This is a genomic window from Bacillus sp. EKM206B (assembly GCF_011066015.1).
Lineage (GTDB): Bacteria > Bacillota > Bacilli > Bacillales > Bacillaceae > Bacillus > Bacillus velezensis.
Window position 1 is genome coordinate 265,964 of the sequence record NZ_JAAMNL010000005.1, and the last position, 12,780, is coordinate 278,743.

A 12,780-nucleotide genomic window follows, 5' to 3' on the forward strand; every position below is an offset into this window, starting at 1 on the left:
GGCGGTTCCGCCGGTTTTTTATTGAATAAATTCAAAAATCCGCTCCGAAACAAACTCCGGGCGCTCTTCGGGTACGAGGTGCCCCGTATCCTTGAGTGAATACAGAATGGAATCCGGCAGGTCGTCATGAAGCCGTTTTCCGACTGAGACTGGAACGACCCGGTCTTCTTCTCCCCAGATTAAAAGAGCGGGGTTTTGCACTTTCTTCAAATCCTCGGGCTCTAAATCGCCCTCCCTGTGTCTGATAAACCTTGTCATCGCTTTGAAAATCTGGCGGTCTGTAAATGGTTTTTCGTAACCGTCAATCATTTCCTGATCGATAAGCGTCCGGTCGTGAACGACATTTAACAGGTTGTTCAGCACGCCGTCTTTTGAAAGCCAATACTTAAGATACAGGTCAAAACAAGGGAGATGCGTCCCGAATATAATCGACGGGTGCGAGCGCTTTAAATACCCCGAGCTGCACAGCAGGACGATTTTAGAAAAAAGCTCGGGTCTGAGAAGAGACGCGGATAAGGAAATCTGGCCGCCCATTGAATGGCCGATGAGTGCGGCCCGGCTGATACCGAGCTTTTCCAGAAGTCCGATCAGAAGCTTGGCGAGGTTTGCGTAAGTATATACGAAAGTCCGTGACTTTTCCGATTGCCCGAAAGGAGGCAGGTCAACGGCGATAATATCATAATGGTTTCTGAGCAGCGGGATCAGTTTTCTGAAGCTGAATGCCGAAGATAAAAAACCGTGTACGCAGACGAGTGTCTGTCTGCCGGGATTTTCATAATGCTCGTAATACAGCTCAACTCCGTCTATCGCGGCCCGTTTAATCGGTGAAACAGCTTCCATGAGAGCCTTCGCCGTCCTTTCTTTGTTGTAATGTAAAGGCTTTTTTGATTGTCAGATTTTAGCTCTGGTTTCTTTCGGGTTTTTCTTAGCATTTGTCGAAAATCGTGATATAATGTCATGAAGATTTTTGATAATGCAAAGGTGTGAAACGAATGAAGCTGACCGAAAAAGAAACAGAAATATTAGAAATTTTAGACGAAAACAGCCGCGTTGATGCGGAAACGATTGCGAAAATGGCAAACATTCCCGCTGAAGAAGTCAAAAGCATCATTGCAAAGCTTGAAAAGGAAAAAGTCATCATTGATTATGCGGCGATGATCGACTGGCGCAAAGTCGACGGTTTGGAAGGCGTCACGGCGATGATTGACGTAAAAGTCACTCCGAAACGAAATGTCGGCTTTGATGAAGTCGCTGAGCGGATATACAGATTCCAGGAAGTTGAATCAGTGTACCTGATGTCAGGGGTGTATGACTTATCTGTCGTTATTCGCGGCAACACGATGTCAGACGTGGCAAGCTTCGTGTCTGAAAAATTGTCCACCCTTGAGTCTGTCGTTTCCACGACAACGCACTTCATCCTGAAAAAATATAAGCATGACGGCAAAGTCTTTGAAAGCGGAGACGATGACAAAAGAATCGTGGTGTCTCCGTAAATGGAAACGAAGACTTCTTATTTATCTGACTACGTGCAGCAGATTAAACCGTCAGGCATCCGCAAGTTCTTTGATCTGGCCGCCACGATGGAAGGCGTCATTTCACTGGGAGTGGGAGAGCCTGACTTTGTGACGGCCTGGAACGTGAGGGAAGCGAGTATTCTTTCTTTAGAACAGGGTTATACGGCTTATACGGCAAATGCGGGTCTTTATGAACTGAGAGAAGAAATCAGCCGCTATTTAGATCAGCGGTTCGGCCTGAGTTATTCGCCTGACAGTGAACTGATCGTTACTGTAGGGGCAAGCCAGGCGCTTGATCTCGCTGTCCGCGCCATTATGAATCCTGGAGAGGAAATGTTAATTCCCGAACCGTGTTTTGTCGCATATGAATCACTCGTGACCTTGACGGGGGCGAAGCCGGTGCCGATTCAGACTGTCGCTGCAAAAGGTTTCAAAGCATCCCCAGCCGATTTTGAAGCGGCCCTGACGGACAAAACAAAAGCGCTGCTTCTATGCTCGCCGTCAAATCCGACAGGTTCCGTCTATTCGAAAGAAGAGCTTGAATCCATCGCTGCTTTCGCTGAAAAACACGACTTGATCGTGCTTGCCGATGAAATTTATGCCGAGCTGACGTATGATGAGCCATTCACGAGCATGGGGGCCATCCGCGGCATGAAGGAACGCACGGTTCTCATTTCCGGCTTCTCCAAAGCATTTGCCATGACGGGGTGGAGACTCGGATTTACGGCGGCGCCTCCCGTGATCAGGGATGCCATGCTCAAAATTCATCAGCACGCGATGATGTGCGCGCCTTCCATGGCGCAATACGCGGCGCTTGAAGGGCTGAAAAACGGCCAGGAAGACGTCGAAAGAATGAAGAAAAGCTATCGGAGACGCCGAAACCTGATTGTGGAGACATTGAACGAAATCGGACTCGGCTGCCACCACCCCGGCGGAGCATTTTACGCCTTTCCTTCCATTCAGTCGACCGGCATGAGTTCAGAAGAATTCGCGGAACAGCTGCTCATTGAAGAAAAAGTAGCCGTCGTTCCGGGGAATGTATTCGGCCCGAGCGGCGAAGGCTACATCAGATGTTCCTATGCGACATCCATTGAGCAGATTCAGGAAGCGCTCGTCAGAATCAAACGGTTTGTTGAAAAAAGGGCATAAAAAAAGATACGAACCCGGTTCGCATCCAAATAAAAGGGGGGGAATACTAGAAAGCCTTCGTAATCATAGTATACCCTCCTTTATCTGTGCTTAAACATGATTATGTAAAAAAGTTCTCTTTGCGAAAAACAAACTTGTATGATATAATTTTAAATTGCGTATAATCTGTATTTAATTTAACTTAGGAGTTGTTATGAATGGCAGCAAAATTTGAAGTGGGCAGTGTTTACACTGGTAAAGTAACAGGATTACAAGCGTATGGTGCGTTTGTTGCATTAGATGAAGAAACTCAAGGACTTGTTCACATTTCTGAAGTCACTCACGGTTTCGTAAAAGACATTAACGAACACCTTTCTATCGGTGACGAAGTACAAGTAAAAGTACTTGCGGTTGACGAAGAAAAAGGCAAAATCAGCCTTTCTATCCGTGCGACTCAAGCGGCGCCTGAAAGAAAAGAAAGCAAACCAAGAAAACCGAAAGCGGCTCAAGCTTCTGAAGAAACATCTGCTCCGCAAGGTTTCAACACATTGAAAGATAAGCTTGAAGAGTGGATTGAACAGTCCAACCGCAAAGACCTTATCAAAAAATAATCATTAAAAAAAGCACCGGATATGTATGTTCGGTGCTTTTTTTATGTTTATCTGACTTCCGGATTTGCCGCTTCCTCGCGGGATGTTTCTTCGTTCGGCTTAAACAGCAGGCCGAGATTGATTAGACCGGCGATGCCGACAAGGCCGTAAATAATCCGCGACAGAGCTGATCCTTGGCCGCCGAAGATGGCTGCTACTAAATCAAATTGGAAAAACCCGATCAGTCCCCAGTTAATAGCGCCGATAATCGTTAATACGAGACAGATACGCTGAATAACACTCATGTAAACAACCTCCTCTATGAATTCGTGAAACAGTTATAGATTGTGACAAAGCAAAGAATCTATGCATACTACATTCTCCGCCGTGTAAATCACACACTGTCTCAGGCTGTACAAGTGCCTTTCCCGGGAAGCCGATGTCTGTAAACCATGTGATGCGCCGTCAAAAAAGCGGATTGCTTTACATTGAACGTCATCTTTCTGCATAATATAAATCCAAAGGAGGAGATGTCATGCAAAACTTTACATATTGGAATCCGACCAAATTGATTTTCGGAAAGGGAGAGGTTGAAAAACTTCCTGAAGAAATCAAACCGTACGGAAAAAACGTGCTGCTCGTATACGGAGGAGGCAGCATTAAGCGCAGCGGTCTTTATGATCAAGTAACCGAACTGCTGAAAAAAGCGGGAGTTACCGTACATGAATTGGCAGGCGTAGAGCCGAATCCGCGTGTCTCAACGGTGAACAAAGGTGTTGCGCTCTGTAAAGAAAACAGCATCGATTTCTTATTGGCCGTTGGCGGCGGAAGTGTCATTGACTGCACGAAAGCCATCGCGGCGGGCGCTAAATATGACGGCGACGCGTGGGATATCGTCACGAAAAAACACCAGCCGAAAGAAGCGCTGCCTTTCGGAACAGTGCTGACACTTGCGGCAACCGGTTCAGAGATGAACTCCGGATCAGTCATCACAAACTGGGAGACACAGGAGAAATACGGATGGGGGAGCCCGCTCGTTTACCCTAAATTCTCTATTCTCGATCCGGTAAACACATTTACCGTTCCGAAAGACCACACCATTTACGGCATGGTCGATATGATGAGCCATGTGTTTGAACAATATTTCCACCACACGCCAAACACGCCGTATCAGGACCGGATGTGTGAATCGCTTCTGCGCACGGTGATTGAAACAGCGCCGAAGCTGATCAATGATCTGGAGAACTACGAGCTTCGTGAGACGATTTTATATACAGGCACAATCGCATTAAACGGAATGCTGTCAATGGGCGCAAGAGGGGATTGGGCCACACACAACATCGAGCATGCGGTATCAGCGGTTTACGATATACCGCACGCCGGAGGTTTAGCGATTCTGTTCCCGAACTGGATGAGACATGTGCTCAAAGAAAATCCGGCCCGCTTTAAACAGCTTGCCGTCCGTGTCTTCGATATTGACGAGACAGGCAAATCAGATGAAGAGATCGCACTTGAAGGAATCAGCAGGCTGTCTGATTTCTGGACGAGCCTCGGTGCTCCGAACAGACTCGCTGATTATGATATTTCTGATGAGAAGCTGGATACGATTGCAGATAAAGCGATGGCAAACGGAGCATTCGGACAGTTCAAGTCACTGCAGAAAGAAGACGTGCTCGCGATACTGAAAGCATCATTGTAATAACATAAAGGGGGCGGCCGGATTGGCAGCTCCCTTTTTTCTGTGTTATAGTAATTCCCTTACGATTTTTTTGGAGGTTATGATAAATGGAGAACTTTACGTACTACAATCCGACGAAACTGATTTTCGGAAAAGGTCAAATCGACCAATTGAAAAAAGAGCTGAAGCAATACGGGAAAAACGTGCTGCTTGTATACGGAGGCGGCAGCATTAAGCGAAACGGCCTGTATGACCAAGTAACAGGCATCTTAAAAGAAGAAGGCGCAACCGTTCATGAGCTTGCGGGCGTTGAACCGAACCCGCGTCTGGAAACGGTAAATAAAGGAATTGAGCTGTGCAGAAAGCATGAGATTGATTTCCTTCTCGCAGTCGGCGGCGGAAGTGTCATCGACTGTACAAAAGCGATTGCGGCCGGTGCGAAATATGACGGCGACGCATGGGACATTTACAGCAAAAAAGTAACGGCGCAGGACGCGCTCCCGTTCGGCACGGTGCTGACGCTTGCGGCGACAGGCTCTGAAATGAACCCTGATTCCGTTATCACAAATTGGGAAACAAACGAAAAATTCGTATGGGGCAGCAATGTCACTCATCCGCGTTTCTCCATTTTAGATCCTGAGAATACTTTCAGCGTTCCGGAAAACCAAACCGTATACGGCATGGTGGATATGATGAGCCACGTATTTGAACAATACTTCCACAATGTTGAAAACACGCCGCTTCAGGACAGAATGTGTTTTGCGGTCCTTCAGACGGTAATTGAAACAGCGCCGAAACTTTTGGAAGACCTTGAGAACTATAAGCATCGTGAAACGATTTTATACGCGGGTACGATCGCATTAAACGGCACGCTGCAAATGGGCTATTTCGGCGATTGGGCTTCCCATACGATGGAGCACGCCGTATCAGCGGTTTATGACATCCCTCACGCGGGAGGACTTGCGATTCTGTTCCCGAACTGGATGAGATACACGCTGGATACAAATGTAGACCGTTTTAAAAACCTGATGCTCAACATGTTTGACATTGATACTGAAGGCAAAACGGATAAAGAAATTGTGCTTGAAGGGATCGATAAATTGTCCGCGTTCTGGACAAGCCTCGGCGCACCGTCCCGCCTTGCGGATTATGACATCGGTGAAGACAAGCTTGAGCTGATCGCAGACATCGCCGCAAAAGAAATGGAATACGGCGGATTCGGCAATTTCCAAAAACTGAACAAAGATGACGTACTTGCCATCTTAAAGGCGTCACTGTAAGATACATTCCCGGCCGGGGTGAAGATGAAATAGATTTTCAAGCAGCAGATGTAACCGTTTTGGGAGTCCCTTTTCCAGATTTTCTATTAATGCATCAAGAGCAAGTGAAACACCCCTTGCCATGAGACAACTATGGAAATCTCACATGATGCGGATTTGACTCCCTGTTTCTGTACATTTAGCAGAAAAGAATCAATTGACTTTGCGATTGCCGATCATCTATTTACACAAAATCTAAATCATGAAGAGCCGCGAATTTAAAAAAGGGGCGCTGATTCAATCAGCGCTCCTTTTATGCATTTTGTGTACTAAGGTCCCGCTGAGCCCCCATATAGCTTCCCATTAAGTTTTGATAACCGGGAAGATGACTGGAGATTAATGCGCCAAAACCTTCAACGTCGTTGCGCCAATCACGCTGTAACTCGCACGCTACGCTGAACCAGTTCATAAGCTGCGCGCCGCCATGAGCCATACGGGTTAATGATGCATCTGCTACTTGCTTACTAAAGGTCCCCGAAGCATCTGTCACAACAAACACTTCGTAGCCTGCTTTAATGGCAGAAAGCGCAGGAAAAGCGACGCAGACGTCTGTTACCACCCCTGCGATAATCAGCTGTTTTTTGCCAGTCGCCTCAATGGCTTTAACAAAGTCTTCATTGTCCCATGCATTAATTTGTCCGGGACGGGCTATTTTCGGCGCATCAGGAAAGAGATCAGCGAGTTCTTGCATGAGCGGTCCGTTGGGTCCGTTTTCAAAGCTGGTTGTTAAAATAACCGGTAAATCAAAGAATTTAGCCGTATCACCGAGAGCCAATACATTGTTTTTAAATTCATCAACGCCATAGTCACGCACGAGACCGGAAATAAGGCCGGTTTGATGGTCAACTAAAAGCACGGCAGCATCATCTTTTGAAAGACGGGAATAAAGATCAGACATTTTATCATCCTCCTTGAATTAAGGCAAGTAAGTTTGTCAATTGAAAACGGTAAATCTATTCATATGCTGTATAGAAAGAAAGTTATTTCTGAGGTGACTTTTCGTGAGGGTGATGATCCTTCAATTAATTTGGAACGGGAACCGGAGCATGATCAATCCAATGGATGAACTGTTGTAAATAGCGTTGAAGATAACGTTTTGTTTGTTCATCCGTAAGTATGTTTTGAGCGGAATCAATTTTCTCATGGACTTGCGAAATCAGCATTTTTTGAAAGGGCAAAACATTGACTTGCATAGCTTCGAGTACTTCCCTCATTTGCGTTTGACCAAAGGCAGTACCGAACCCTCCGGGGGTTGCTCCGATTAAGCCAACCGGTTTTCTGTTTAAAACAGAAGAGGTCCGCGGTCTCGATGCCCAGTCCAATGCATTTTTTAATACCCCCGGAATTCCGGAATTGTACTCTGGACTTACAATGATGACGCCGTCAACGTCTTGTATATCAGCTCTAAAGGATGTTACGGAGTCTGGTGTTCCGGCAATTTCTAAATCTTCGTTAAAAAAAGGAAGACTGTCTATTTCAACCCAACGAAATTGAGCCGCATTATCGAAGTCAATCAATGATTGAGCAATTGCTCGATTAGACGAGTTTTTTCGTAAACTTCCACAAATAAGACCAATGGTTTTAGTCATAAAATCACCTCCCGGTTTAAAATCACTTTCATCTTAACACGATACCCCAAATATAGACACTATTTTTAAAAATGTACATTCATGCCTTAATATGCCTGCGTGACAGCCTCTCAAGAGGAGTACTATATAAAAAGAACCGGCCCATCGGGATTGGCGATGGATGTCATCCTGCTCCAAAGTAAAGGTGATACGTTCCTGGATCACCAACATTCGATTCGTTATCCCTCTTGCGATTATTACAAATATAACCATATCGAATCCGGGATATTGTATAAAAAATGAATGCATTTTTAGCGCAAATCCCATATTCATCATGCCTTCTTCATGACTTGATTTAGCGGGTGAGTTCATATAAAGTGAAAGAGAAAACAATTCACCGTGATGGAGGGACAAGCAAATGACGCATGTACGCTTTGATTACTCAAGAGCGTTACCTTTTTTCAATGAACATGAACTTACATACGCACGTGATTTCGTAAAAACGGCACACCATAATATCCATGAAAAAACAGGCGCCGGAAGCGACTTTTTAGGATGGGTGGACCTCCCTGAAAACTACGATAAAGAAGAATTCGCGCGCATTAAAAAAAGCGCTGAAAAAATCAAATCAGATTCAGACGTGCTTCTCGTCGTGGGTATCGGCGGTTCATACTTAGGCGCCCGCGCGGCGATTGAAGCGCTCAATCATTCTTTCTATAACGTTCTGCCGAAAGACAAGCGCAAAAACCCTCAAGTTATCTTTATCGGCAACAATATCAGTTCAACTTATATGAAAGATGTTATGGATCTTTTGGAAGACGCTGATTTCTCTATCAATGTCATTTCTAAATCAGGCACGACGACGGAACCTGCAATCGCTTTCCGGATTTTCCGCAAACTTCTTGAAGAAAAATACGGAAAAGAAGAAGCGAAAGCGCGGATTTACGCGACGACAGATAAAGAGCGCGGCGCTTTAAAAACGCTTTCTAATGAAGAAGGCTTCGAATCATTCGTTATTCCTGATGATGTCGGCGGACGTTTCTCCGTTCTGACTGCGGTAGGCCTTCTGCCGATTGCGGTAAGCGGGGCTGATATCGATGAAATGATGAAAGGCGCTCTTGATGCAAGCAAAGACTTTTCCAGCTCGGAATTAGAAGAGAACGCAGCTTACCAATACGCCGTCGTCCGCAACGTTCTGTATAATAAAGGAAGAACCATTGAAATGCTTATCAACTATGAGCCTGCGCTGCAGTACTTTGCGGAATGGTGGAAGCAGCTCTTCGGCGAAAGTGAAGGAAAAGATGAAAAAGGCATCTATCCTTCTTCCGCTAACTTCTCAACAGACCTTCACTCTCTCGGTCAATACGTGCAGGAAGGCAGACGCGATCTGTTTGAAACTGTATTAAACGTTGAAAAACCGAAGCATGAGCTGACAATTGAAGAAGCGGAAAATGATCTCGACGGCTTAAATTACTTAGCCGGCAAAACGGTCGATTTCGTCAACAAAAAAGCGTTCGAAGGCACGATGCTTGCCCATACAGACGGAAAAGTGCCGAACTTAATTGTCAATATTCCGGAGCTTAATGCATATACATTTGGATATCTCGTCTATTTCTTTGAAAAAGCGGTGGCGATGAGCGGTTATCTGCTCGGAGTCAACCCGTTTGATCAGCCGGGTGTTGAAGCCTATAAGGTGAATATGTTCGCGCTTCTCGGCAAACCGGGCTTTGAAGAGAAAAAAGCAGAGCTTGAAAAACGCCTTGAAAAATAAAAAGAAGGGCTGGCCCTCAGCATGACGGGTCAGCCTTTTTTAAACCGTGAAAGGTGTGATGATGAATGATACGACTCTTATGTAAGCATGCCGTCATTTCCGTCTGTTCCGCCGCTATTGTCTATTCGGCACTAAAACTGTCTCCTGAATCCCTCTTACAAACCATCCTGTTTTTCGCTTTCCCTCTCGGCTTGTTTACGGACATGGTCCGGCTGAAACTGAAGATTGGCCGGATGCAGTCGCTGATCACGAAGTGCTGTCTCTATGCCGCCGTTTTCTATATTTCAACGGAAGCCGTTCTCTCCGCAATTGTGACGTATGTTCTGATTGAATGCGCCGTTACCCCTTTCCAGCGTCTGTCTGCCGCTCCCGATTCTTCCCGGGCGCCGTATGAAGATGCCGCAGAGCGGGGACGCTAAAGACAAAAAGGAGCATATGCACATGATCAGCATTCCATCTTCACTTGAGGGGCAATCTTTTTTACTCCGCGAATTGGAACAGGTGCTGAAACCGATCGGTTATACCATCGGAGGCGGCTGGGAGTATGACCGCGGGTTCTTTGATTACAAAATTTCCGATCAGGACGGCTATTTATTTCTCCGCATCCCTGTTGAAGCAAATAAGGGACACCTGGATGAACGGGGGGCCGCCGTTACAATCGGCACACCCTTTTTGCTGAGGCACGTCTATCAGGAGGAAACGGATGATCACGCAGGCGGCGGTGTTTTTGAGTCATTATTCAACCAATTCTCCGAGCCGAAACGGCGGGATGCGGCAATTGACCGCTCATATACAGATATCGGCATCTCGCTTGTGAAAGAGCTGGAAGACGTCCTGCTGCATTAAAGAGCCAAAAACAGATCAGTATCGAGCACCTGGTATGACAGGGGAGGGGTCAACATCGGTCCCTCTTCTTTTTGTATGCCGATGATCGTGGTATTCCGTTTGAGATAATAGAGCGCACAGTCATGATAAGATGAACCCTTTAATTCCTCGGGGACGGGAATGATGCGCACCTTTTTCTCCAGCGTCAGATCTGACAGCGTTTGCGGTTTGGCAAGCTGCAGCTTGACCCGGTAATGCTCAAACATCACCCGGCTCGACAGGCGTGATGTGCACAGAATCTTATTGGCTCCTGCGCGCTCGGCGTTTTTGACATACCGTTCCGTTAAAATTTCTACGATACAATAAACGGACGGATGCAGCCCTTTGATCGCGAGAAGCGTTAATACCGACAGCATATCAGCTTCGGATTCATTTTTCTGCTGGTCCGCTGTCAAAATGACGGTATCGGCTTCCGTAATATTCGCCTTATTGAGCGTACTGTCATCAGCGGCATGTCCGCGGATGAAATGGACGTTTTCAATAAGCGGCCCTTCCCTTAATGAATCATCAATCAGGACGACAGTTTTTGACGGCGCGATGTGCTGCAGTTCTTTCAGCAGCATATGCGACTTCTCATTCCATCCGATAAGAATGACGTGCCCCTTGCCTTTAAAGGCGACCTTCCCTTCGACATAGCGATGCTGTTTGCTGAACACGGCTGAAGAAAGCGTGGCGAAATAGGCGGTTACAAAACTCGCTCCGCTTAATACAAGCACCATGCCGGCAATCTGCCCGAGCGGCGTCTGGGGCACGTAATCGCCGTAGCCGACTGTGGCCACCGTAATAACCGCCCACCAAACCCCTTCAAACACAGACGTGAATTGCTTCGGCTCAAGCATGTAAATGAGTTGGCCGAACAATAAAATCAAGGCGATAATGATCAGTCCGATCCGAACATATAACGGCCATCTCAGCCAGGAAATAAATAAACGGTTTGATTTCATTCGTCCGGCTCTTCTTTCGACAGAGAGATGGATAAAATCTGCTTAATAATGGTGTTTAGTTTTTCGTTCAGCTGTTGCTGGCCGTATGAGTCACGCGCATGTCTGATTAAATCGGCCGTCTCATCTTCAAACTGAATGAGAGGTTCGTCGTTTTCCGATTCATTATAGAGCTGGATGAAGGCGTCAAGCCCTTCGTTCATTCTGTCTATCGCATTGCTCAGCTGTTCTTTCTCGCCATTTGTCACTTTCATGTCGATCACACCTGTATCTTTTTTTATACAGTATGTCCCAGTTCGTTTGATGTCTTTCAAAAATCGCCGAAAACATATTCACCCTTATTTTTTCATATGATAAAGAAAGCGGACCGAAAAAGGGTGAGTCAAAATGACAGTCATTCAAAAACTGCTGGCGGCGCTGGCCGGAGCGCAGCTGCTCGCTTCGGCGGCCGTATTGCTTATTTTCGATTTGAATGGATACAATCATATGTCCGGCGGATTTTCATGGCTTGTTTTTGCAAAAGAGACCGCAGGCACGTTTCCGTTTTACATCGGATTGGCCGGGTGTATCCTCATCATGCTCGGAGGATTGATTCCTGTCAGAAAAAAGAAGCGGATTTCTGTACAGGAAAGCGGACAATCATTAAAATATTATATAAGCAGATCGTACGATATAAGAGAAAAAGGAAGAGGATAATATGCTGTTTATCTTTTTAACAATTGCTGCATTGGGATTGTCGTTTTGGGCACAATTTAAAGTGAAAAGCAATTTTCAGAAATACTCAGACGTAGAAGCTTCCAGTCAGCGGACGGGGGCGGAAACGGCAAGACGGATTCTTGATATTAACGGTTTATATGATGTGCCGGTAGAACCGGTAAGAGGCACTTTAACAGACCATTACGACCCGACGGAGCGGGTGGTGCGTTTATCTGAGCCGGTATATTACGGCCGCTCCATTTCCGCCATTTCCGTCGCTTCCCATGAAGTCGGACATGCTTTGCAGCATCAGGAATCATACGGCGCGCTTGTGCTGAGGCACAAAATTTTTCCGGTCGTCAATTTTGCCTCCGGGGTCGCCCCTCTGCTTTTCTTGGGCGGGATGCTCCTGGGCAGCTTGAACTTAATCGGACTCGGCATTATTTTGTTTTCGGCCGCTGTTTTTTTCCAGCTTGTCACACTGCCTGTCGAGTTTAATGCCAGCGCGAGGGCGAAGCGGATTATCGTGTCGGAAGGATTCATTCGCAACAGTGAAGAACACGGCGTGAATAAAGTGCTGAACGCCGCCGCGCTGACGTATGTGGCTGCGGCGCTCGTTTCATTATTCGAGCTGCTTCGTTTTGTGATGATTTTCTTAAATGGTCGTGATGAGAATTAACACGAAGGAGG

Annotated in this window: 16 protein-coding genes; 10 read left to right on the plus strand and 6 right to left on the minus strand. The window is 46.4% G+C overall.

The features are described 5' to 3' along the window. Window positions 1-18: 18 nt before the first annotated feature. Window positions 19-840: an alpha/beta fold hydrolase gene (locus G9F50_RS12065; RefSeq protein WP_007408654.1), complete on the minus strand. Its 822-nt coding sequence runs from the start codon at window positions 838-840 to the stop codon at window positions 19-21. A gap of 152 nt (window positions 841-992) precedes the next feature. Between G9F50_RS12065 and G9F50_RS12070 the strand changes: the two genes are divergently transcribed. The 3 genes from G9F50_RS12070 (at window position 993) to yugI (ending at window position 3,253) form a co-directional block, all read left to right on the plus strand. Continuing rightward, complete coding sequence (locus G9F50_RS12070) at window positions 993-1,493, plus strand: Lrp/AsnC family transcriptional regulator (protein WP_060561874.1); 501 nt, start codon at window positions 993-995, stop codon at window positions 1,491-1,493. Beyond that, window positions 1,494-2,663 (plus strand): aminotransferase, encoded by a 1,170-nt coding sequence (locus tag G9F50_RS12075; RefSeq protein ID WP_029973792.1) that lies wholly within the window; start codon window positions 1,494-1,496, stop codon window positions 2,661-2,663. A 197-nt stretch (window positions 2,664-2,860) separates the two neighbouring features. After that, window positions 2,861-3,253 carry a S1 domain-containing post-transcriptional regulator GSP13 gene (gene yugI / locus G9F50_RS12080; RefSeq protein ID WP_007408653.1) on the plus strand — a complete coding sequence of 131 codons (393 nt, stop codon included), beginning with the start codon at window positions 2,861-2,863 and terminating at the stop codon, window positions 3,251-3,253. Between the two features lie 47 nt (window positions 3,254-3,300). On the opposite strand, the gene G9F50_RS12085 is transcribed toward yugI, so the two are convergent. Next, window positions 3,301-3,537, minus strand: a complete 237-nt coding sequence (locus G9F50_RS12085; RefSeq protein WP_003152104.1) for a DUF378 domain-containing protein — start codon at window positions 3,535-3,537, stop codon at window positions 3,301-3,303. Window positions 3,538-3,767: 230 nt separating this feature from the next. Here G9F50_RS12085 and G9F50_RS12090 point away from each other — a divergent pair, with 230 nt between their 5' ends. Beyond that, entirely contained in the window at window positions 3,768-4,931 is a 1,164-nt protein-coding gene (locus tag G9F50_RS12090) for an iron-containing alcohol dehydrogenase (protein ID WP_012118296.1), read from the plus strand. 86 nt (window positions 4,932-5,017) lie between these two features. Continuing rightward, window positions 5,018-6,190 carry an iron-containing alcohol dehydrogenase gene (locus G9F50_RS12095; RefSeq protein WP_098081699.1) on the plus strand — a complete coding sequence of 391 codons (1,173 nt, stop codon included), beginning with the start codon at window positions 5,018-5,020 and terminating at the stop codon, window positions 6,188-6,190. 292 nt (window positions 6,191-6,482) lie between these two features. Here G9F50_RS12095 and ycaC read toward each other — a convergent pair whose 3' ends face one another. Both ycaC and G9F50_RS12105 read right to left on the minus strand, forming a co-directional pair. After that, a complete protein-coding gene (gene ycaC / locus G9F50_RS12100; protein WP_060561873.1) occupies window positions 6,483-7,127 on the minus strand; it encodes an isochorismate family cysteine hydrolase YcaC in 645 nt (214 codons plus the stop codon). Between the two features lie 124 nt (window positions 7,128-7,251). Continuing rightward, window positions 7,252-7,818 (minus strand): NADPH-dependent FMN reductase, encoded by a 567-nt coding sequence (locus G9F50_RS12105; protein WP_060561872.1) that lies wholly within the window; start codon window positions 7,816-7,818, stop codon window positions 7,252-7,254. Between the two features lie 397 nt (window positions 7,819-8,215). On the opposite strand from G9F50_RS12105, the gene G9F50_RS12110 reads away from it, so the two are divergent. From G9F50_RS12110 to G9F50_RS12120, 3 genes are all read left to right on the plus strand, one after another. Further along, the gene (locus tag G9F50_RS12110) at window positions 8,216-9,568 is read left to right on the plus strand and encodes a glucose-6-phosphate isomerase (RefSeq protein ID WP_007408647.1); all 1,353 of its coding nucleotides are present in this window, start codon (window positions 8,216-8,218) and stop codon (window positions 9,566-9,568) included. A 65-nt stretch (window positions 9,569-9,633) separates the two neighbouring features. After that, window positions 9,634-9,987, plus strand: a complete 354-nt coding sequence (locus G9F50_RS12115) for a hypothetical protein (protein WP_060561870.1) — start codon at window positions 9,634-9,636, stop codon at window positions 9,985-9,987. A 22-nt stretch (window positions 9,988-10,009) separates the two neighbouring features. Further along, window positions 10,010-10,414, plus strand: a complete 405-nt coding sequence (locus tag G9F50_RS12120) for a YugN-like family protein (RefSeq protein WP_012118292.1) — start codon at window positions 10,010-10,012, stop codon at window positions 10,412-10,414. On the opposite strand, the gene G9F50_RS12125 is transcribed toward G9F50_RS12120, so the two are convergent. Together G9F50_RS12125 and G9F50_RS12130 are read right to left on the minus strand one after the other, a co-directional pair. Beyond that, window positions 10,411-11,397, minus strand: a complete 987-nt coding sequence (locus tag G9F50_RS12125) for a potassium channel family protein (protein WP_007408644.1) — start codon at window positions 11,395-11,397, stop codon at window positions 10,411-10,413. The genes G9F50_RS12120 and G9F50_RS12125 overlap by 4 nt on opposite strands. After that, the gene (locus G9F50_RS12130) at window positions 11,394-11,648 is read right to left on the minus strand and encodes a protein mistic (RefSeq protein WP_138092840.1); all 255 of its coding nucleotides are present in this window, start codon (window positions 11,646-11,648) and stop codon (window positions 11,394-11,396) included. Before G9F50_RS12130 ends, G9F50_RS12125 begins: the two co-directional genes overlap by 4 nt. 133 nt (window positions 11,649-11,781) lie before the next feature. Here G9F50_RS12130 and G9F50_RS12135 point away from each other — a divergent pair, with 133 nt between their 5' ends. Then, window positions 11,782-12,090, plus strand: a complete 309-nt coding sequence (locus G9F50_RS12135) for a YuzI family membrane protein (RefSeq protein WP_007408642.1) — start codon at window positions 11,782-11,784, stop codon at window positions 12,088-12,090. A 1-nt stretch (window position 12,091) separates the two neighbouring features. Further along, complete coding sequence (locus G9F50_RS12140) at window positions 12,092-12,769, plus strand: zinc metallopeptidase (protein WP_003152125.1); 678 nt, start codon at window positions 12,092-12,094, stop codon at window positions 12,767-12,769. Window positions 12,770-12,780 lie beyond the last annotated feature (11 nt).